Annotated in this window: 21 protein-coding genes; 6 read left to right on the top strand and 15 right to left on the bottom strand. The window is 59.4% G+C overall.

Annotated features, from left to right (window positions below; translation table 11 throughout):
- The first annotated feature begins 74 nt into the window (after window positions 1-74).
- Window positions 75-1,259: a C17 cyclopropane fatty acid synthase CfaB gene (cfaB, locus tag AC1DKH_RS06255; protein ID WP_477752223.1), complete on the top strand. Its 1,185-nt coding sequence runs from the start codon at window positions 75-77 to the stop codon at window positions 1,257-1,259.
- Here the strand turns inward: cfaB and cls are convergent.
- Entirely contained in the window at window positions 1,256-2,695 is a 1,440-nt protein-coding gene (gene cls, locus AC1DKH_RS06250) for a cardiolipin synthase (protein ID WP_477797736.1), read from the bottom strand. The two genes, cfaB and cls, sit on opposite strands and share 4 nt — an antisense overlap.
- A 133-nt stretch (window positions 2,696-2,828) precedes the next feature.
- On the opposite strand from cls, the gene AC1DKH_RS06245 reads away from it, so the two are divergent.
- A complete protein-coding gene (locus AC1DKH_RS06245) occupies window positions 2,829-3,350 on the top strand; it encodes a DUF3617 domain-containing protein (protein WP_223459046.1) in 522 nt (173 codons plus the stop codon).
- A gap of 84 nt (window positions 3,351-3,434) precedes the next feature.
- On the opposite strand, the gene AC1DKH_RS06240 is transcribed toward AC1DKH_RS06245, so the two are convergent.
- The 7 genes from AC1DKH_RS06240 to AC1DKH_RS06210 all read right to left on the bottom strand — a co-directional run bounded on the left by AC1DKH_RS06240 (window position 3,435) and on the right by AC1DKH_RS06210 (window position 8,828).
- Window positions 3,435-4,313: a His/Gly/Thr/Pro-type tRNA ligase C-terminal domain-containing protein gene (locus tag AC1DKH_RS06240; protein ID WP_477797735.1), complete on the bottom strand. Its 879-nt coding sequence runs from the start codon at window positions 4,311-4,313 to the stop codon at window positions 3,435-3,437.
- 120 nt (window positions 4,314-4,433) lie between these two features.
- Window positions 4,434-4,994, bottom strand: a complete 561-nt coding sequence (locus tag AC1DKH_RS06235) for a gamma carbonic anhydrase family protein (protein ID WP_477797734.1) — start codon at window positions 4,992-4,994, stop codon at window positions 4,434-4,436.
- Entirely contained in the window at window positions 4,991-5,866 is an 876-nt protein-coding gene (locus AC1DKH_RS06230) for a metal ABC transporter substrate-binding protein (RefSeq protein WP_477797733.1), read from the bottom strand. Before AC1DKH_RS06230 ends, AC1DKH_RS06235 begins: the two co-directional genes overlap by 4 nt.
- Window positions 5,867-5,877: 11 nt before the next feature.
- Complete coding sequence (locus AC1DKH_RS06225) at window positions 5,878-6,744, bottom strand: metal ABC transporter permease (protein WP_477797732.1); 867 nt, start codon at window positions 6,742-6,744, stop codon at window positions 5,878-5,880.
- Window positions 6,744-7,412: a metal ABC transporter ATP-binding protein gene (locus AC1DKH_RS06220; protein WP_477797731.1), complete on the bottom strand. Its 669-nt coding sequence runs from the start codon at window positions 7,410-7,412 to the stop codon at window positions 6,744-6,746. The genes AC1DKH_RS06225 and AC1DKH_RS06220 overlap by 1 nt, the downstream gene beginning before the upstream one ends.
- Entirely contained in the window at window positions 7,409-8,305 is an 897-nt protein-coding gene (gene folE2, locus AC1DKH_RS06215; RefSeq protein ID WP_477797730.1) for a GTP cyclohydrolase FolE2, read from the bottom strand. The genes AC1DKH_RS06220 and folE2 overlap by 4 nt, the downstream gene beginning before the upstream one ends.
- Window positions 8,306-8,450: 145 nt before the next feature.
- Window positions 8,451-8,828 carry a glutamine synthetase gene (locus AC1DKH_RS06210; RefSeq protein WP_477797729.1) on the bottom strand — a complete coding sequence of 126 codons (378 nt, stop codon included), beginning with the start codon at window positions 8,826-8,828 and terminating at the stop codon, window positions 8,451-8,453.
- A 141-nt stretch (window positions 8,829-8,969) separates the two neighbouring features.
- On the opposite strand from AC1DKH_RS06210, the gene zigA reads away from it, so the two are divergent.
- On the top strand, window positions 8,970-10,175 hold the full coding sequence (zigA, locus tag AC1DKH_RS06205) for a zinc metallochaperone GTPase ZigA (protein WP_477763076.1): 1,206 nt from the start codon (window positions 8,970-8,972) through the stop codon (window positions 10,173-10,175).
- A gap of 15 nt (window positions 10,176-10,190) precedes the next feature.
- Here zigA and AC1DKH_RS06200 read toward each other — a convergent pair whose 3' ends face one another.
- Window positions 10,191-10,547, bottom strand: coding sequence for an NADH:ubiquinone oxidoreductase (locus tag AC1DKH_RS06200; protein ID WP_477797728.1), 357 nt, complete (start codon window positions 10,545-10,547; stop codon window positions 10,191-10,193).
- A gap of 27 nt (window positions 10,548-10,574) precedes the next feature.
- Here AC1DKH_RS06200 and AC1DKH_RS06195 point away from each other — a divergent pair, with 27 nt between their 5' ends.
- Entirely contained in the window at window positions 10,575-11,546 is a 972-nt protein-coding gene (locus tag AC1DKH_RS06195) for a CobW family GTP-binding protein (protein ID WP_477752230.1), read from the top strand.
- A 4-nt stretch (window positions 11,547-11,550) separates the two neighbouring features.
- Here the strand turns inward: AC1DKH_RS06195 and AC1DKH_RS06190 are convergent, their stop codons facing one another.
- Window positions 11,551-11,964 carry a DUF3301 domain-containing protein gene (locus tag AC1DKH_RS06190; protein WP_056726805.1) on the bottom strand — a complete coding sequence of 138 codons (414 nt, stop codon included), beginning with the start codon at window positions 11,962-11,964 and terminating at the stop codon, window positions 11,551-11,553.
- Between the two features lie 119 nt (window positions 11,965-12,083).
- Between AC1DKH_RS06190 and pdxY the strand changes: the two genes are divergently transcribed.
- Window positions 12,084-12,956 (top strand): pyridoxal kinase PdxY, encoded by an 873-nt coding sequence (gene pdxY / locus AC1DKH_RS06185; RefSeq protein WP_477797727.1) that lies wholly within the window; start codon window positions 12,084-12,086, stop codon window positions 12,954-12,956.
- Window positions 12,957-13,098: 142 nt separating this feature from the next.
- On the opposite strand, the gene AC1DKH_RS06180 is transcribed toward pdxY, so the two are convergent.
- A complete protein-coding gene (locus tag AC1DKH_RS06180; RefSeq protein ID WP_046038855.1) occupies window positions 13,099-13,581 on the bottom strand; it encodes an acyl-CoA thioesterase in 483 nt (160 codons plus the stop codon).
- A 286-nt stretch (window positions 13,582-13,867) separates the two neighbouring features.
- Between AC1DKH_RS06180 and AC1DKH_RS06175 the strand changes: the two genes are divergently transcribed.
- On the top strand, window positions 13,868-15,631 hold the full coding sequence (locus tag AC1DKH_RS06175) for a cation:proton antiporter (RefSeq protein WP_477759772.1): 1,764 nt from the start codon (window positions 13,868-13,870) through the stop codon (window positions 15,629-15,631).
- A gap of 22 nt (window positions 15,632-15,653) precedes the next feature.
- On the opposite strand, the gene AC1DKH_RS06170 is transcribed toward AC1DKH_RS06175, so the two are convergent.
- The 4 genes from AC1DKH_RS06170 to uvrD form a co-directional block, all read right to left on the bottom strand.
- Window positions 15,654-16,061, bottom strand: a complete 408-nt coding sequence (locus tag AC1DKH_RS06170; RefSeq protein WP_077430996.1) for an SMI1/KNR4 family protein — start codon at window positions 16,059-16,061, stop codon at window positions 15,654-15,656.
- Between the two features lie 206 nt (window positions 16,062-16,267).
- A complete protein-coding gene (locus AC1DKH_RS06165; RefSeq protein WP_477752233.1) occupies window positions 16,268-17,146 on the bottom strand; it encodes a Tim44 domain-containing protein in 879 nt (292 codons plus the stop codon).
- Window positions 17,147-17,325: 179 nt separating this feature from the next.
- On the bottom strand, window positions 17,326-17,766 hold the full coding sequence (locus AC1DKH_RS06160) for an EamA family transporter (RefSeq protein ID WP_116579800.1): 441 nt from the start codon (window positions 17,764-17,766) through the stop codon (window positions 17,326-17,328).
- A 159-nt stretch (window positions 17,767-17,925) separates the two neighbouring features.
- Window positions 17,926-20,109 (bottom strand): DNA helicase II, encoded by a 2,184-nt coding sequence (gene uvrD, locus AC1DKH_RS06155; protein ID WP_046038860.1) that lies wholly within the window; start codon window positions 20,107-20,109, stop codon window positions 17,926-17,928.
- Window positions 20,110-20,305 lie beyond the last annotated feature (196 nt).

Here is a 20,305-nt window from a genome sequence, read left to right as displayed (position 1 = left end):
TTGATTCGATAGCCAGCTATTTTTCAAAGATGGTCTACCCTCTGTTTAGACGTCTGAAACAAGGGGGATTCTCCATGCTCGCGCATCTTCCACCGGCCTTACAGAATCTGCAGCTACCGCTTCGCCTGAGACTCTGGGATGGCCATGAATTCAATCTGGGGCCGACACCCAGTGTCACGATTGTGGTCAAGGACCCACAAATGGTCACCCAGTTTACCCATCCAAGCCTGGATGCCCTTGGCGCTGCGTATGTCGAAGGCAAACTGGAACTGGAAGGCTCCATCAGCGATGTGATCCGCGTCTGCGATGAATGGAGCCAGGCGTTGCTGGATGAAAGCGACGACAATCAGCCGGTTCGTAGCGCCCACGACAAAGAGATGGACGCCAAGGCGATTTCCTACCACTACGACCTTTCCAACGCGTTCTATCAGCTGTGGCTCGACAGCGACATGGCGTATTCCTGCGCTTACTTCGAGACGGGCAGCGAAACCCTCGAACAGGCCCAGCAAGCCAAGTTCCGTCACCTGTGCCGCAAGCTGCGCCTGCAGCCCGGTGAATACCTGTTGGATGTGGGTTGCGGATGGGGCGGATTGGCGCGTTTTGCGGCGCGAGAATTTGGCGCGAAAGTGTTCGGTATCACCCTCAGCAAGGAACAGTTGGACCTGGCCCGGGAACGTGTAAAAGCGGAGGGCCTGGAGGACCTGGTCGAACTGCAACTGCTCGACTATCGCGATCTGCCGCAGGATGGCCGTTTCGACAAGGTTGTCAGCGTCGGCATGTTCGAACACGTTGGCCACGCCAATCTGGCCGAGTACTGCAAGACCTTGTTCGGCGCGGTGAAAGAGGGCGGCCTGGTGATGAACCACGGGATCACCGCCAAACACATTGACGGTCGTCCGGTGGGACGTGGTGCCGGAGAATTCATCGAGAAATATGTGTTCCCCAACGGCGAGTTGCCGCACCTGTCGATGATCTCAGCGGAGATCAGTGACGCCGGGCTGGAAATCGTCGATGTCGAGAGTTTGCGCCTGCACTACGCTCGCACGCTCGATCACTGGAGCGAACGCCTGGAAGACAACCTCGAAGCGGCCTCCAGACTCGTACCGGAACAAGTCCTGCGCATCTGGCGGCTGTACCTGGCTGGTTGCGCCTACGCGTTCGCTCGCGGCTGGATCAACCTGCATCAGATTCTCGCGGTGAAGGCCCACGCCGATGGCAGTCATGAACTGCCATGGACCCGTGACGATATCTACCTCTAGAGAATCGGTGAAATCAGCCGGGCGACCCGCATGCCGACCTGCTGCAGGCGGCGGGTCTCCTGGCCTTCTTCTTTGGCGATTTCGTGGGCGTTGGCAAAGTCATCGTTGAGCATCTGTTCCACCTCGGCGGCGAACGCGCGGTCGACGGTCAGCAACATCACTTCGAAATTCAGCCGGAACGAACGGTTGTCCAGGTTGGCGCTGCCGATGGCGCTGATTTCGCTGTCGATCAGCACCACTTTCTGGTGCAGGAACCCGGGTTGGTAACGGAACACCCGCACTCCGGCGCGCACCGCTTCGAAGGCGTAGAGGCTGGAGGCGGCGTAGACGATTCGATGGTCGGGCCTGGACGGCAACAGCAGGCGCACATCCACACCGCGCAGTACCGCCAGGCGCAAAGCTGCGAATACGGCTTCGTCGGGGATGAAGTACGGGCTGGTAATCCACACCCGTTTCGTCGCCGCATGGATGGCCTCGACAAAGAACAGTGAACAGGTTTCGTAGGCGTCTGCCGGCCCGCTGGCGAGCAACTGGCACAGCACGCCGTCTTCCGGATAAACCTCGGGCAGGATCAGCAGCGGCAGTGCGCGAGCCGCCCAGAACCAGTCTTCGGCGAAAGACTCCTGCATGCACGCCACCACCGGCCCGCGCACTTGCACGTGGGTATCGCGCCAGGGCGCCAGGGGCGGTTTCTCGCCCATGTATTCGTCACCGACGTTGTGCCCGCCGACGAAGCCGAGAATGCCGTCCACCACCACGATCTTGCGGTGGTTGCGGAAGTTCACCTGAAAGCGATTGAGCCAGCCACTGCGGGTGGCGAAGGCTTTGACCTCGACCCCGCCATCACGCAAGGCCTGTACGTAGCCGTGGGGCAGGGAGTGACTGCCGATTCGGTCATACAACAGGTAAATCGCCACGCCCTCGGCGGCTTTCTTCAACAGCAGGGTTTGCAGGCGTTGGCCGAGGCGGTCGTCGTGAACGATGAAAAACTGGATCAGCACAGCTTCTTTCGCCTGGCTGATGGCCTCGAAAATGGCCTCGAACGTGTTCTGACCGTCGATCAAGAGACGCATTTGGTTGTTGGCCAGGCAGGGCATGTGTCCGAGCTTGAGCATCGCTCTGAGTGAGGCGTATGCAGAAGAAGCACGGGCGGTGAGCGCTTCTTCTACCCAGGGTCGCCAGTTGAGTTCGGAAACAGCCTTGCGCATTTCTTCGTTGGCCTGCCGCCGGGCCTTGATGTAGCCATCGAAGGTACTGCGGCCGAACATCAGGTACGGGATCAGCGTGAAGTAAGGGATGAAAAACAGCGACAGCGCCCAGGCGATCGAGCCTTGAGCGGTACGGACGGTCAATACGGCATGTATGGCTGCGATCATGCCCAGCGAGTGCAACAGGGCGACGGTATAACCGAAAATATGCGGTCCGAAATAATCCATGGGGGGCTGCCTTGCTCCTGAAGATTCAGTGCTTAACAGACCATGTTCCGTGCAGAATGTCGCTAATTAATTGGCCCATGAACCGAAGCGCGCGGCTGACGTCTAACGGCCACTACTGATCAGGAGTTACTCGATGAACGTTCGTCTGCTGGGTTTGGCCATGGCACTGGGTTTGGCACTTCCTGTGGCGGCTCACGCGCAAATGCTGCAACCAGGATTGTGGGAGCTGACTACGAGCAACATGAAGGTCGATGAACAGAATATGCCGGACCTGCAATTGATCCTCGGTCAGCTCCAGAGCCAGATGACCCCTGAGCAGCGTGCACAGCTGGAAAAACAGGGCATCACTATGGGCGGTAAAGGGGTCCGGGCGTGCCTGACCCCGGAGCAAGTCAAGACCGATAACATTCCGCTGACCGATCCGCAGTCGGGCTGCAAGCAGGAAATCACCGACCGCTCCGGCAATCAGTGGAAATTCCGTTTCAGCTGCCCGAGAGCCCAGGGTGCGGGCGTGGCGACATTCCTCAGTGATCGCGAATTCACCACCAAGGTCAACGGGACGTTCAACGCCACCGGCATTCAGCAGAAGGGCAGCCTCGAATCCCGCGCCGTCTGGTTGGGACAGGATTGCGGCACGGTGAAGCCAAGAGCTTAAAAGAGCTTCGCGAGCACAGCTCCCACATTGATTGTGCGTTCTCTGTGGGAGCGAGCCTGCTCGCGAAAGCGTCCGCACAGCTCCCTAAATCCCCGGCCGACTCAACCATTCACACGCCGCCTCGACAGGCATCCGGCCAAAATCTTCCCCCGTGCGGCTGCGCACACTGACAAATCCCCCAGCTTGTTCTTTCTCGCCCACCACCACCAGATACGGCACGGTCTGGCTGTGCTGGCGAATCTTGTAGTGAACTTTTTCGTTACGCAGGTCGGCCCTGGCGCGCACGCCCCGTTGGCGCAAGGATTCGGTCACCGCTTGTGCATAAGTCGCCTGGCGATCATCCATGCTCACAACGACCACGTGGGGTGGAACGCACCACTGTTGCAGTTCCTGATGGCTGGACCAGCAGGTGCCGTAGATCCGTTGTTGTAACGTGCCGTTGATGTGGTCGAGGGTAAACGCCTGCAAGACTTTGGTGGTGGGGACATGCGGTCCATGGCTCTGGTACTCGGTGTCCCCCAGCCGGTACAGCGAGACCTCTTCGCGCGGTTGCCGACGACGGATCGAGTGATTGGTCGCTGCCAGTGATTGCATGCGCGCTTCGATGAGGGGCAGGTCTGCCGCGGTCAGCGGTGGCTCGACGGCAAACTCGTAAAAGAAACCGTCGCCCAATTCCTTGCCCGCACGCATTTGCGCATGCGGGTGGAGTTGCTTGACCGCCATCGCCAGCATCAAGGCACAGGAGCGGCGCAAGATCTCCAGGCCGTCCGGCTCCCGGGGGGTGACAATGCTGACCCGGGCATCCGCCTCGATCATGTATTCACAGTCCACCAGCACACCATTGACTCGGCCCGCTACAGCCGCGCTGGCCAGTTCGGGGCCGATGCTGGCGGCCACCTCGTGCACGGACAGTGGCTGGTCGTATTCACGCAATGAACCATCGGGCAGGGTGATCTGGATCATGGTCGGCGTACTCAGGTGCTTCTAACGAGCGTTATCGCATAAACCGTAGGGGCAAACATTAAGACGTTTGTCGTGCCAGGCAATTTGTCCTGACACGATGGCTGTTTTTGGCCACCCGCGTCAGAACTCGTTTTGCAGGGCTTTGTAGCCGCGCACCAGGTCGACGTTGGTGCGCGCCACGTCTTCGGAAAACTCCGAGGCACTGACGCTCACCGGCGGGTATTGCGAGAGGTCGGTGTTAGGGCCGATGCGCGTGGTGGAGGGCACGTAGAAGGCCTCAGGCAGGTCACGACCGTCGACCACCGAGTTGTGCCGCACCACGCAACCGTCACCGACCACGCAGTTGAACAGCACGCTGTTGAAGCCGATGAACACTCGATTGCCCACGGTGCAGGGGCCATGCACGATCGAGCGGTGGGCGATGGAACTGAACTCGCCAATGGTCACCGCCGCACCGGATTTGGAGTGGATCACCACACCGTCCTGGATGTTCGAGTTGGCACCGATGGTGATCGGCTGCATCTCGCCTGAGTCATCGACTTCATCAGCGCGGATCACCGCGTAGGGCCCGACGAACACGTTCTCGCTGATCACCACTTTGCCGCAGATGATCGCCGTTTTGTCGACGTAGGCCGACTCGGCAATCAGCGGTAAATCGCCGGAAGGGTTCTTGCGGATCATGGCTTGCTCAACGCGTTGTACAGGGTGTTGAGGTTGTACCCGAACAACCCGGTGAAGGTGCTGGCCGGACCGCTCGCCGCAAGGGCATCGGAGTACAAAGTGCCGCCGATCTGCGCGCCGCTTTCATCCGCGATTTGCTTGAGCAGGCGAGCATCCTTGATGTTTTCCATGAACACCGCTTTGACTTTGGCCTGGCGAATCTGGGTGATCAGTGCGGCCACTTCGGCGGCTGAAGGTTCGCGTTCGGTGGACAGGCCTTGAGGCGCCATGAACTCGATGCCGTAGGCCTGGCCGAGATAACCGAAGGCGTCATGGGACGTCACGATCTTGCGGTTGCCCGGTGGCAGTGAACCGAGTTTGGCCTTGGCTTCGGCGAGCAAGGCATAGACCTGTTTCAGATACGCCTGGCTGTTGCGCTCATAGTCGGCGGTGTTCGCCGGGTCGGCGGCGATCAGCGCCTTGGTGATGTTGGCGATGTACAACTCGGTGTTCGCCAGGTTATGCCAGGCGTGCGGATCAGGAACGGTTTCGCCGTCTTCATCCAGGCTACGCGGGATGACGCCGTGGCTTGCGCTGATGACCGGCGCCCGGGTCTCTGTGCTCGTCACCAGGCGATCCAGCCAGGGCTCGAAACCCAGGCCGTTCTTGATGATGAGCCTGGCTTTGAGCAGCGCTTTGGCGTCGTCCGGTGTCGGCTCGTAGGTGTGGGCATCCGCGTCCGGGCCAACCATGTTGGTGATTTGGATATGCTCCTTGCCGATCTGTCGGGTCATGTCAGCAAGGATGCTGAAGCTGGTGACCACCTGAAGTTTTTCGGCGGCAGACAGTGACATCGACACCATCAAGCTGAACAGCACGAGTAAAGCGCGCATCGGGTAACACCTCATTGGGATGTGAGCAAAGGCGGGTGGCGCAGCAAGCCGTGCACCGGCCCGAACACCACGGACAACAGATACCCACCGCCGGCCACCAGCACGATTGCCGGGCCACTGGGCAGCGAGTAATAGAACGAGATCAATAAACCGAGCCACACCGAGAGGCTGCCGAGCAAGGCGGCGACGACGATCAGCACCGGCAGACGACGACTCCAGAAACGCGCCGCGGCAGCAGGCAACATCATCAGGCCGACCACCATCAACGCGCCGATCGCCTGGAAGCCGATGACCAGATTCAACACCACCAGCGTCAGGAACACGCCGTGGGCCAGTGGGCCGAGTCGGCTGACGGTTTGCAGAAAAAGCGGGTCGAGGGTGTCGAGAAGCAGTGGTTTGTAGATCAGCACCATGGCAATCAGGCTCAGGCCCGAGACCCAAAGCATGCCGGTCAAGGTCGGGCCGTCGACCGCCAGCGCCGAGCCAAACAGCAGGTGCAACAGGTCCAGGCGTTTGCCGGCGATGCCGAGAATCAGCACGCCACCGGCCAGGGAAATCGGGTAGATCGCCGCGAGGCTGGCGTCCTCTCGCAGGCCGGTGCGTCGCGTAATCCAGGCCGCGAGGCCAGCCATGCTCAGGCCGGCACCGAGGCCACCGATGGTCAACGCAGGGAGGCTCAACCCGGCAAACCAGAAACCCAGGGCCGCACCGGGAAGGATGCCGTGGGCGACGGCATCGCCGATCAAGCTCATGCGCCGCAGGATCAGAAACACTCCCAGGGGAGCCGTGCTGCACGCCAGGACCAAACCACCGAGCAGTGCCCGACGCATGAAGACGAACTCGTGGAACGGTTGCCAAAGCTGCGCGGCAGCGATCATCAGGCCACCTGCGCTTGGGGTGGTTGGTGGATCAGTTCGATGCTCGGGCCGAATGCGCATCCACTGCTTTTGATCAGCAAGGTGTGTGGGATGTGCTCGCGGACGGCGGCGAGGTCATGGCACACCACTATCAGTGTCCGGCCTTCGAGGTGCCATTCGTGTATGTGCTTCCAGAGCAGTGCCTGGCCGAGTTCATCAAGGGCCGCGTGGGGTTCATCGAGCAACAGCAGGGGCGCGTCGGTCAGGCTCAATCGGGCGAGCAGGGCGCGTTGCAATTCGCCGCCGGAGAGGGCCATCAAGGGTCGGTCTTCCAGGCCGTTCAGGCACCAGTTTTCGAGGACGGATTTCAGTCGTTGGCTGCGGATCTCCGGTGACTGTTTGTTACCCCAGAAGCCGGCAGCGACCAATGCCTGAAGGCTGATCGGAAATTGCCTGTCCAGGTGTTGTTGCTGGGGCAGGAACGACACACCGCCCTTGAGGGGAACATCCAGTCGCACCTTTCCGGCCAACGGTTTTTGCAGGCCAGCGATGACCTTCAACAGGCTGCTTTTCCCGGAGCCGTTCGTACCGATGATGGCGGTCAGGCTGCCCTTTGGCAGTTCGAAGTCCAGCGCTGGTGTGAGTGGCTGCCCCGGTGCGCCCCAGCGCAAGGCGTGGCAAGCAATCATGTGGCCTCCCAGTTGAAACGGCTTTCGGCTACGGCGTCATGGGCGTGCAGGCTTTCGGCGTGGGTGACGCGAATATGGAAGGCATTGATGCCTGTGGAGCGTTTCAGGGCCAGATTCAAACGGCGTGCGGCGTCCTCGCAGAACATCAGGTTCTGACCATTGGCCAGGGCGAAGGCTTGTTCGTCGGCGCGTTTTACCGCTGTTTGAACGGCGGTGCAGAGTGCGGCTTCGGCGTCGTTGATGACGGCGATCAGGGGCAACTCGTCCAAAAAATCAGCCAACCGTACGAGCAACTTTGCGCTGCTGCGTTGGCTGTGAGGTGTGGCGACTATGCCGTTCGTGGAGCCGAGCCAGGCTAAAACGTCGGCGTGTTGCAGTGGTTTGTTGGCGAAATCATCGACGAATTGCTGCTGAATCAGCTGTCGAGAAAGGGCCGCGGAGCATGGGCAAGTTGAGGAATAAGGCACGTCGATTTTTAGTTCCACGTGGAACATCGCGTTTTTCAAACGTGCTTTGATGCTGACTGGATAGCTTTTCCAGCCAGCCAGCGGGCTGATCAGCGCCAGCCTTTTCAACAATAAATCGGCATGAATTGTTAGGTGCGCACTGCTGGACAGCCCTTCATGACTCTCAAGAAAACGCTGCAAAACCCGCCGCAATAAAGCCGGTGAAAGGCTTTCCTGCTCGAGCAACTCAAGCGCCAGATAGAGCCGTGACATGTGAATGCCGCGCGCGTTGCCATCGTCGAGGCTCACGCCGGCATCGACCTTTGCATTCAGTCGTTGGCCATCAAACAAAACGGGAAGAGCAATGCCGCACATGCCCACCCACTCCAGTGGCAGGGCTTGGCTTGAGGCCTGCGCGGCGATATCCGGCAGAGTCAGCGCATTCATGAGCAGGTCCATCGTGGGAGTTGATTTACAATGTTATAGTATAACAATGCAGTCGACGATGCCTTTTTCATGAACAGACTTTCATCATGCGCAACCGCCACATGTTCAGCCTGATTTCACGCCATCAACAGAAAAACAAAGAGACTTAACAGCCAGCGATCCGGCTGCAGGTGAACCTGGCGCTGCTGCCGCCAGAGCTGGAAAACCGGTTGATGGTGGTCCAGCCGACGCGCTGGTTGTAGCCAACCCAGGCCTCGCCGTCGGAAGCGATACCGGTGAAAAACACAAGCTGGCCGTAGCGGCTGTTGGTCTGCGCCCAATAGCGTTTTCCGGCCGTTTCGAAACCCCGCAGGTAGATGATGCTGCCGGCGGTGTTGACGCTGTAGGCGTTGCCATCCGCATCCACACAGGCCAGCAGGTTGGCGCTGCGGGTGCATCTGGCCAGGCTTGGGACCTGGGCCATCGCGTCGGCAGTCACCAGCAGGGAAAACATGATCAATGCAGGTTTGAGGGCGTTGCGCATGGGGTTTCTCACGAAGGGAGCGGCGTTCAGCATCGTGTTCTTTGCCCTGTCGGGCAAGAGGGATGGTTTGTTTTTGCTGTTATAGTATAACATTAAGCAAGCCCGACACAGCGACCGGGCATCCCTGTGAGGAATATGCAGATGTCCAATCGACTCCCCGTGACCGTTCTCTCCGGCTTTCTTGGCGCCGGAAAAAGTACACTTCTTAATTACATACTACGTAATCGCGATGGATTGCGAGTTGCAGTAATCGTCAACGATATGAGCGAAATCAACGTCGATGGCACCGAAGTCCAGCGCGATGTCAGCCTTAATCGGGCTGAAGAGCGGTTGGTGGAGATGAGTAACGGGTGTATTTGCTGTACGTTACGTGAAGACTTGCTGGAGGAGGTGAGTCAACTCGCCAGGGAGGGTCGCTTCGACTATCTGCTGATCGAGTCCACCGGTATTTCCGAACCGCTGCCGGTGGCGGAAACCTTCACCTTCCGCGATGAAAACGGCCAGAGCCTCAACGACATCGCACGTCTCGACACCATGGTCACGGTGGTCGATGGCATGAACTTCCTGCTCGATTACCAGGCTGCCGAAAGCCTGGCTTCCCGAGGAGAAACACTTGGGGAAGAAGACGAACGTTCAATTACCGATCTATTGATCGAGCAAGTCGAGTTCGCCGATGTGATTTTGCTCAGCAAGATCGACTTGATCAGCCGCCACCAACGCGAAGAACTGATCGCCATACTTGAACGGCTCAACGCCCGGGCGGAAATCATTCCGATGGCGATGGGCGAAATCCCTTTGAACAAGATTCTCAACACCGGTCGTTTTGACTTCGAAAAGGCTGCCCAGGCACCGGGATGGTTGCAGGAACTGCGCGGCGAACACGTACCGGAGACCGAAGAGTACGGCATCGCTTCCAGTGCTTACCGGGCTCGCCGGCCGTTCCATCCGCAGCGTTTCTTCAACTTCATCGACGGTCCTTGGGACAACGGCAAGCTGCTGCGCTCCAAGGGCTTTTTCTGGCTGGCGAGCAAGCACATGGACGCCGGCAGTTGGTCTCAGGCCGGTGGTTTGATGCGCTATGGTTTTGCCGGGCGCTGGTGGCGTTTCGTACCGAAAAACCAATGGCCGCAGGACGAAGAAAGTACCACCGGGATCATGAAAAACTGGACCGCCGACAGCGGGGATTGTCGCCAGGAACTGGTGTTCATCGGCCAGAACATCGACTTCACGCAACTCACGGCCGAGCTGGACGCATGCCTGCTGACCGATGAGGAAATGGCGCTGGGCGTAGAGGGCTGGCGTTTGCTGCCTGATCCATTCGGCCCTTGGTATGAAGAAGCCGCCTGATCCACTACTGGCGTTTCAAGGCTTGAGCCAGGTGCCCTGGCTCTGGGCCTCGCAGTACGGCTGCAAATACGCCGCGTCGGCGGCAACGCCGTAATAGTGAATATCCTGTCGGTAGGGCATATTGGCGACTTGGGCGTTGCTGCAGATACCAAATGCGCCGCCGGGGCATTGATCGACATACTGCACTTCGACTTTCTGCCCCGCCAGGTTCGGCTGGCAGAAGCCATCGGCAAAGAGCTTTGGCGGGATGTTGCGGTTCTGCTGGCAAAGCTGGACGTCAAGCCGCTCGCCCTGGCTGTGAACCACACACGCCTGGGCCAGTGCCTCGCCTGAAACGAGTGCCAGGAGCAACGACAAGCCGATCAACCGCATCCACCACCTCCTCAGAAATCATCAACCATGCTGCAGAATATCCCCACTCATGTCATTGCCGGCCCGTTGGGCGCCGGCAAGACCAGCCTGATCAAGCACCTGCTGGCCCAGCGCCCGGCTGGCGAGCGGTGGGCGGTGTTGATCAACGAGTTTGGCCAGATCGGTCTCGACGCTGCGCTACTGACCCGGGACGCCGATGGTATCGCACTGGGGGAAGTGGCCGGTGGCTGCTTGTGTTGCGTCAACGGTGCGCCGTTTCAGATTGGTCTTGGGCGCTTGTTGCGCAAGGCGCAACCGGATCGGCTGTTCATCGAACCCTCAGGGCTGGGGCATCCGGCGCAGTTGCTCAGGCAATTGAGTGAGGCGCCGTGGCAAGGCGTGTTGGCTGTTCAGCCTTGTGTGCTGGTGTTGGATGCCCAGTTGCTCGCCGCTGGCAAACCGCTGCCGGATGTTCAACAGCAAGCGCTGGGCCATGCGGGATTGCTGCTGTTGAACAAGTCTGAAGGTCTCGACGAAGACAGTCGCCAGCGAATCGCCGGACAATTGCCGCCGCTCCCCCTGTGCTGGACGCAACAGGCGGCTTTACCCTTGAGCGAATTGCCGGGGCTGAATGCCAAGGCGCTGGCAGGTGTGGATAACTTCGCCTTGCCCAAGGGATTGGCGCAGTTGCCGGCGGTCTGGAGCGATCCTGCGTTGCCCATTTGCTTGAGCCAGGAACAGGAAGGAGGCTGGAGCATCGGATGGCGTTGGCACGCAAGCCAGGTGTTTGATGCCGCTCTGGTTGGCCGGTGGCTTGAAAGCCTTGCCTGGAGGCGGGCGAAGCTGGTTATCCACAGCGCCCACGGCTGGGTTTCGGCGAACGCGGTGGATAACTCGGTGCTGCACTGGCAGCCCAGTGAATGGCGGCAGGACTCGCGTATCGAGCTGATTTTCAGTGAGGCGCAGAATGCAGAACGACTGCAGCGTGAGCTGGCAGCGTGCCGCCCCGGATCGTGTTAACGGCTCAAGGCCGCCACTTGGTATGGTCCTGACGCCACTGGCTCAGCTCGATCACTTCCGCGCGAGGTTTCGCCACGTCGACCACTGGTTCGGTTTCGTCGAACGGGACCGGGTAGGGCGCCAGCTCAATCTGTGCGCTGTGAGCGCCGAACTGGGTGATGGTGCCGTTGTGCCGGCTTTCACCGGTCACAGTGAATTCGAAGTTGTACACACGGGCCAGGCGTCGCCGACCACTGGCATCCTTGATGAACGCGATTCTTTTCAAGGCCACGTTGCCGTCCAGCAATTCGATCCCGAGTTTGCCGCAATGCTGCTTGACCCGCTCCAGCGCGCGCTCGCGCAAGCCGTGGTTGTGCCATAGCCATGCGCCGGCAGTGGCGAACAGCATCAGCACGAATATATTTCCAAGGGTCAGCATCAACAGGGTGCTCCAACAAGATAGTGTCAGCTTAACTGCGTCGCTGGTCTGTCGTACAGGCTGCGTTTAGTCGCATACTGCGCGGCTAGAATTTCAATCGTTTTACGGAAATCCACCGCATGAAACGTACACCGCATTTGCTCGCTATCCAGTCCCACGTGGTATTCGGTCACGCCGGCAACAGCGCCGCGGTTTTCCCGATGCAACGGGTCGGGGTGAATGTCTGGCCGCTCAACACCGTGCAGTTCTCCAATCACACCCAGTACGGTCAGTGGGCCGGTGAGGTGCTGGCGCCGCACCAGATCCCCGACCTGGTCGAGGGTATCGCGGCGATTGGCGAGTTGGGTAACTGCGATGCGGTGCTCTCCGGTTACCTCGGCAGTGCGGCCCAAGGCCGGGCGATCCTGACAGGGGTGGCGCGGATCAAGTCGATGAATCCCAAGGCGCTGTACCTGTGTGACCCGGTCATGGGGCATCCGGAGAAGGGCTGCAGTGTTCCGGCGGAGGTCAGTGATTTCCTGTTGGAAGAGGCCGCCGCCGTGGCGGACTTCATGTGTCCGAACCAGCTGGAGCTGGACAGCTTCTCCGGGCGCAAGCCGCAATCGCTGTTCGATTGCCTGGCCATGGCACGTGCATTGTTGGCGCGCGGCCCGAAAGCAGTGCTGGTCAAGCATCTGGACTACCCAGGCAAATCGGCAGAGGCCTTCGAGATGCTGCTGGTAACGGCCGAAGGCAGCTGGCACTTGCAGCGTCCGCTGCTGGCGTTCCCGCGTCAGCCGGTGGGCGTGGGCGATCTGACGTCCGGGCTGTTCCTGGCGCGTGTGTTGTTGGGTGACAGCCTGGTGGCAGCTTTCGAGTTCACGGCGTCGGCGGTGCATGAAGTGCTGCTGGAAACCCAGGCGTGTACCAGCTACGAGTTGGAACTGGTCCGGGCCCAGGACCGGATTGCCCATCCGCGGGTGCGGTTCGAGGCGACCTCGATCAGCCTTTGATTTTGCATTGACCCCATTCGCGAGCAAGCCCGCTCCCACATTTGATCTTCGGTGTTGCATAGATCCAGTGTGGGAGCGGGCTTGCTCCGGGCGGCGATCCGACGAAGGCTATCTAACGAACACCATCAGCCTGACAGACCACTTAGACGTCGCCCTTGATCTCCTGATAGCGCTTTTCCGACTCCTGACGAATCTGCCGACGCTGTTGAGCCTGCATATAGCGGCGCTTGTCCTCGCTGTTCTGCGGTTGCAGCGGTGGTACCGATGCAGGTTTACGCTGGTCATCCACCGCGACCATGGTGAAGAAGCAACTGTTGGTGTGGCGCACCGAGCGTTCGCGGATGTTCTCGGTCACCACTTTGATGCCCACCTCCATGGAGGTGTTGCCGGTGTAGTTGACCGAGGCGAGAAAGGTCACCAGTTCGCCGACATGGATCGGCTCACGGAAAATGACCTGATCCACCGACAGGGTCACCACATAGCGGCCGGCATAACGGCTGGCGCAGGCGTAGGCCACTTCGTCTAGGTATTTGAGCAGGGTACCGCCGTGAACATTGCCAGAGAAGTTGGCCATGTCAGGGGTCATCAATACCGTCATCGACAGCTGGGCGTTTCCGGGTTCCATAGCATTCTCACGGGTCAAGGCCAGGTTTGAGGGATGCACCTCTGCGGGTGCCTCAGCGGTTTTTTCAAACCAACAGTTATCGGGACGCCGGGTGCGGAGTCGCCGTCACGCCGGAACGATCTGTTTCCATATATTGCACCGCCTTTCTGTCAGAAGTCGCGGTGTTACCCTGCAAAAAGCCTTGCCTCAAGGGCATTTCCTACGTGCAATTCCGATTTTTGTTCTGCTCGATCAGACTTTTCCTGCTTCCGGGGATCGAGCAATACCATCCAGGGAGTCTCACGCCATGCATGCCATCAGTTTCATTCAGGATCTGGCAGTGATCATGTTGATCGCAGGCGTGGTAACCGTACTCTTCCATCGGCTGAAACAACCGGTAGTGCTGGGCTACATCGTCGCCGGTTTCATCATTGGCCCGCACACTCCGCCATTCGGCCTGATCCACGACGAAGAAACCATCAAGACCCTGGCCGAACTGGGAGTGATATTCCTGATGTTCTGCCTGGGCCTGGAGTTCAGCCTGCGCAAGCTGTTCAAGGTTGGGGCCACGGCATTCATCGCGGCGTTCCTGGAAATCGTGCTGATGATCTGGATCGGCTACGAAATTGGCCGCTGGTTTGACTGGAACACCATGGATTCACTGTTCCTCGGCGCGATTCTGGCGATTTCCTCGACCACTATTATCGTCAAGGCGCTCAACGATCTGAAGTTGAAGAACGAGCGATTTGCCCAGTTGATATTCGGGGTGCTGATCGTCGAAGACATTCTGGGCATTGGCATCATCGCGCTGTTATCCAGCATCGCCGTCAGCGGTACGGTCAGCTCCGGCGAAGTATTTTCCACGGTCGGCAAACTGTCGCTGTTCATGATCGTCGCATTGGTCATCGGCATCCTGATGGTGCCGCGGCTGCTGGCCTACGTCGCCAGGTTCGAAAGCAACGAAATGCTGCTGATCACGGTGCTGGGCCTGTGTTTTGGCTTCTGCCTGCTGGTGGTCAAGCTTGAATACAGCATGGTCCTCGGGGCATTCCTGATCGGCGCGATCATGGCGGAGTCGCGGCAACTGCTGAAAATTGAACGACTGATTGAACCGGTTCGCGATCTTTTCAGTGCGATTTTCTTTGTGGCCATCGGGCTGATGCTCGATCCGGCGATCCTGCTTCAGTACGCCTGGCCAATTGCCGTCATTACCGTAGCCGTAGTGCTCGGCAAGATGCTGTCCTGTGGCCTTGGTGCATTTATCGCCGGCAATGACGGACGCACCTCGCTGCGTGTCGGGATGGGTCTTTCACAGATTGGCGAATTCTCTTTCATCATCGCGGCACTGGGCATGACGTTGCAGGTTACCAGTAACTTTCTGTACCCCGTGGCTGTGGCGGTTTCGGTGATCACGACCTTGCTGACGCCTTATCTGATTCGTGCGGCTGATCCATTGTCGATCAAGCTTGCCGGCGCCATGCCAGACCGCCTGGGACGGGTGTTGGGGATGTACGGCGAATGGCTGCGTAGCATCCAGCCTCAGGGTGAGGGCGCGTTACTGGCATCCATGATTCGCAGGATTTTGCTGCAGGTTGGAGTCAATCTGGCGCTCGTGATCGCGATCTTCTTCTCGGGGGCGTACTTCGCCGAACGCATGTCGGCGTACCTGCAAGGCTGGATCAGCGATCCGAGCTGGCAAAAGGCGTTGATCTGGGGTGGGGCGCTGCTGTTATCGCTGCCGTTTTTGATTGCGGCGTACCGCAAGCTAAAGGCACTGTCGATGTTGTTGGCGGAAATGGGCGTGAAGCCGGAGATGGCCGGGCGCCACACGCAGCGAGTGCGCCGGGTAATCGCCGAAGTGATCCCGATCCTGTCGCTGCTGGTGATCTTTTTACTGCTGGCAGCCTTGTCGGCCAGTATTCTGCCGACCAACAAGTTGCTGGTACTGATCGCCGTGGTCGCGGCCGCCGTGGCGGCACTGCTGTGGCGCTGGTTCATTCGTGTGCATACGCGGATGCAGGTGGCGTTGCTGGAAACCCTCGACAATCACAAGGAGTCGTCCGGGCATTGACCACCCAGCGGCGTTGACTGGATCAGCTTTCCAGCCAGACGTCCCGCGCCCAGTGCCACACCGACTCCCAGGTTTCTTCGGCGATGAGCTCTTCTTCAGCTTGCCAAAGCACCACGGTGCCGTCTTCTTCGACCAGATAGTAGTCGTCTCCGTCCTGGCAAATCGGAATCATGCTGCGATCGACACCGGCGTCCCAGGCGTTGGCAGCAACGTCGGGCAGGTAGGTGTGGGATTGAGGGTCGGTCACGGTGACCGGTTCCAGGCTGCCGTAGACCACGTCGCTGACGGTCAGCAGAAACTCTCTGAAGACAAACGGAATGTCGATGAACAATTGTTCTTCGATTTCGACCAGCAGGTCTTCGTCAGGCAATTCCAAGGGGACCGGTACCGGTTCGTTGGCTTCACGCAGTTGTTCGATGATTTCTTCCACGTCCGGGATCCTCTTGCTTGTATGGCGCGGTTTATATGGGGCGGTTTATACAGTAGCTTGCTATAGATGCAACCGCGAAATAGAAAACCCCGGCCTGAGCCGGGGTTTTGTTTACAGCAGGTGAAGTTCTGTCCGGAACGTGCCTGCGCGTCGATCATACGGCGTTAAAAACAGGCTCGGCACCTTCCGAATAGAACTACGCGGGATCAGCCGTTCTGGCGGATACCGGCTACCAGCCAAGGCTGGTTTTCGCCCTGTGCACGTTCCATGTTCCAGCTTTCGCTGAAGACTTCACCCTGGTCGAAACGCGAGGTTTTCGACACGCCAGTGAAAGTCAGGGTGGCGATGGTCTTGTCGGCGCGATCGTCCACACCGTCCAGCTGTACATTGAGGTTGTCGATGTAGGTGGACTGGAAACCGTCGCCCAGGTCAGCACGCTCACGCTTGAGGAACTCCAGCATTTGCGGGGTCACGAACTCGGCGATCTTGTCCATTTCGTTGGCGTCCCAGTGCTGTTGCAGGGACTGGAAGTGATTGCGCGCCGCTTCGACGAAGTTTCTTTCATTGAACCAGGCTGGCGCGTTGATCACTGGACGAGTGGCAACAGGCGCTGGCGATCCACCGAAGATCGAACCGCCGGCGGGCTTTTGTTCGAATGCCTCACGTTGCATCGGTGCGTGGCCGGCCGGAGCGTAGTGCTCTTGCTGCTTGCGACGACGGGCGGCGATAAAGCGGAAGATCAGGAACGCAATGACCGCCATGATCAGGATGTCGAAGATCTGCATGCCCTGGAAGCCGCCACCCATGAACATGGAGGCCAGCAGGCCGCCGGCCGCGATACCGGCCAGAGGGCCGAGCCAGCGCGAAGCGCCACCGGCCTTGGCAGCGGCGCCAGCGGCACCGGCAGCACCAGCGGTCGCCGCAGCGCCGCCCATGCCTGGAGAAGAAGGAGCCATCTGGCTGGTCTGGTGTGTCGGCGCAGCGCCGGCGCTTTTGCCACCACCGAAGCGCTTGGCGGCATTGACGTCGAGACTCATCGTCAGGCCGATGCACAACGCCATGGCGATGCTAAGAAAACGTTTCATAAAGGGAATTCCCATTTGTGGAAGGCACGCGCGCCATGTTGCACAGCTGAAGTGTTACTGGCTAGCGGCAGAGTGTTTCGGGCTTTTGCCTGACAGGTCGTGTTCAGCTTCAGTCAGCGCAATAGGGCCTTTTGACTTTGATATGTCAGATGAGTGGATAAGTTTTGTAGGACGTTCGCCTAGCGCCGTAGGGCCAGCATGACGACACCGGCCGTGATCAGACCGATTCCGCCCCATTGGCGCAGGTCGAGTTTTTCTCCCAGCAGGACAACGCCAAGAACAGCCACCAGCACCACGCTGAGTTTGTCCACTGGGGCAACCAGTGACGCCGGACCGACCTTGAGTGCACGGAAATAACAGATCCACGATGCACCGGTGGCAAGGCCCGACAACAGCAGGAACAGGTAGCTCTTCGCAGAGATCGATCCCAATGACTGATATTGGCCCGTGGCGTACAAAATCAAGGCCAGGCTGACCAATACCACTATCGTACGTAGCAGGGTGGCGAAGTCTGAGTTGACGTTTTCGATGCCGACTTTCGCGAAAATGGCGGTCATTGCCGCGAATGCCGCCGATAACAGGGCCCAGAATGTCCAGGAAGAAAAGAAACCTGTGCCCATCTCATCGCACCTTTAAATTCAGATATCGGCCTGGAGCCTGTCTACAACCTGTGGGAGCGAGCTTGCTCCGGGCGGCGCTCCGACGATGACGGACTGACAGCCAGAAACAATGTCGACTGATCTACCGCTATCGCGAGCAAGCTCGCTCCCACAGAAAAGCTAGATCGCTTCCAGCTTCGCATACCCCAGCATCAACCACTTGCTGCCTTCGCTGAAGTTCACCTGCACCCGGGCCTGAGCACCGGCGCCCTCGAAGTTGAGGATCACGCCGTCACCGAAGATCGAATGGCGCACAGTCTGACCCAGACTGAAGCCGGTTTCCGGAATCTCGCTGCCGCTGAACAGGTTGCTACCACTCATCGACTGGTTGCCACCAAACGGACGGCTGACGCTGTTGGACAGCCGCACCTCCTGAATCAGGCCTTTCGGAACTTCGCGTACGAAACGCGAGACCTTGTTGTAGGTCTCGCTGCCATAAAGGCGTCGGGTTTCGGCATAGGTCATCACCAGGTTCTGCATCGCCCGGGTGATGCCTACGTAGGCCAGACGCCGCTCTTCCTCAAGGCGACCGGGTTCTTCCAGGCTCATCTTGTGCGGGAACAGACCTTCTTCCATGCCCACCAGGAACACATAAGGGAATTCCAGGCCCTTGGCGCTGTGCAGGGTCATCAGTTGAATGCTGTCTTCGTGCTCGTCGGCCTGCGTATCGCCGGCCTCCAGCGACGCGTGACCGAGGAACGCTGCCAATGGCGTCAGGTCTTCGTCTTCTTCGCTGTTTTCGAAGTTGCGCGCGGCGCTGACCAGTTCCTCGAGGTTTTCTACCCGGGCCTGGCCTTTCTCGCCTTTTTCCGCTTCGTGATAGGCGATCAGCCCCGACTGCTCGATGACGGTTTGGGTCATCAGGTGCAGCGGCATTTCCATGCACTTGGCGGCGAGGTTCTCGATCAGCTCGATAAACGCGCCAAGGGCACCGGCCGCACGGCCAGTCAGGCCTTTGTTGGCCACCAGTTGGCGCATTGCTTCCCACATCGATACATCACTGTGGCGCGCATGGTCGCGGATCGCTTCGACGGTTTTTTCGCCGATACCACGGGCCGGCACGTTGATGACCCGTTCCAGCGCGGCGTCGTTGCCCCGTCCTTCGAGCAAGCGCAGGTAGGCCATGGCGTTTTTGATTTCCGCCCGTTCGAAGAAGCGCTGGCCGCCATAAATGCGGTATGGGATGCGCTCGCGCAGCAAAGCTTCTTCCAGAACCCGCGATTGGGCGTTGGAGCGATACAAAATCGCGATATCGCTTCGAGACAAGCCGGTTTTCAGCGCACTTTCGATGGTTTCGACAACGTAGCGGGCTTCGTCATGTTCATTGAACGCGGCGTACAAATTGATCGCTTCGCCTTCGCCGCCATCGGTCCAGAGCTCTTTGCCCAGGCGCCCGGTGTTGTTGGCGATCAAGGCGTTGGCTGCCTTCAGGATACCCGCGGTGGAGCGATAGTTTTGCTCCAGGCGAATGGTTTCGGCGTCCGGGAAGTCTTCGGAATACTGGTAGATGTTCTCGATTTTCGCGCCGCGCCAGCCGTAGATCGACTGGTCATCGTCGCCCACCACCATCAGGCTGTCGCCACCCTTGGCCAGCAGGCGCAACCAGGCGTATTGCACGGCGTTGGTGTCCTGGAACTCGTCCACCAGGATGTGCCGGAAGCGCTTTTGATAGTGAGCGAGCAGGCCTGGGTGATCGCGCCACAGATCGAGGGCGCGCAGCAGCAACTCGGAGAAGTCGATGACGCCCGCACGCAGGCAGGCGGCCTCGTAGGCTTCATAGATGCCGCGCATGGTCGCCAGGAACAGGTCGCCGCTGGCTTGAATGTGTTGCGGGCGCAGGCCTTCGTCTTTCTGGCCATTGATGAACCATTGGGCCTGGCGGGCCGGCCAACGCTGTTCGTCCAGGCCGAGTTCGCGGATCACCCGCTTGACCAGCCGTTGCTGGTCATCGCTGTCGAGAATCTGGAAGGTCTGGCTCAAGCCCGCTTCCTGCCAGTGCGCCCGCAACAAGCGGTGCGCCAGGCCGTGGAAGGTGCCGACCCACATGCCGGCCGGGTTGATACCCATCAACTGCTCGATGCGCTGGCGCATCTCGGCAGCAGCCTTGTTGGTGAAAGTCACCGACAGGATGGAGTGGGGCGAGGCGTTTTCGACCTGGATCAACCAGGCGATACGGTGCACCAGCACTCGGGTTTTACCGGAACCAGCACCGGCCAGGACCAACTGACGACCCACGGGGGCAGCTACGGCCTGGCGTTGGGCATCGTTGAGGGAGTTCAGCAGAAGGGAGAGATCATCGCGCATCGGGGCATTCTAGGGGGCCGCGACACACCGGGCAAACCCCGCTTCGCTTTAACCGATGAAAGTTATGCGAAGGACGACCGGTCAGTCATCGGCTGCAGGCGCTGGCGGGGCGTGCCTTGAGCATTTTCAGTGGCGTCGGCGGCTGAAAAATTTGGCGATTTATTGATCAGCAGCAGTTTGGTCCGGGCAATTGCTT

The organism is Pseudomonas sp. 05L36 (genome assembly GCF_056398125.1).
This window is presented reverse-complemented; position numbering and strand designations above follow the sequence as displayed.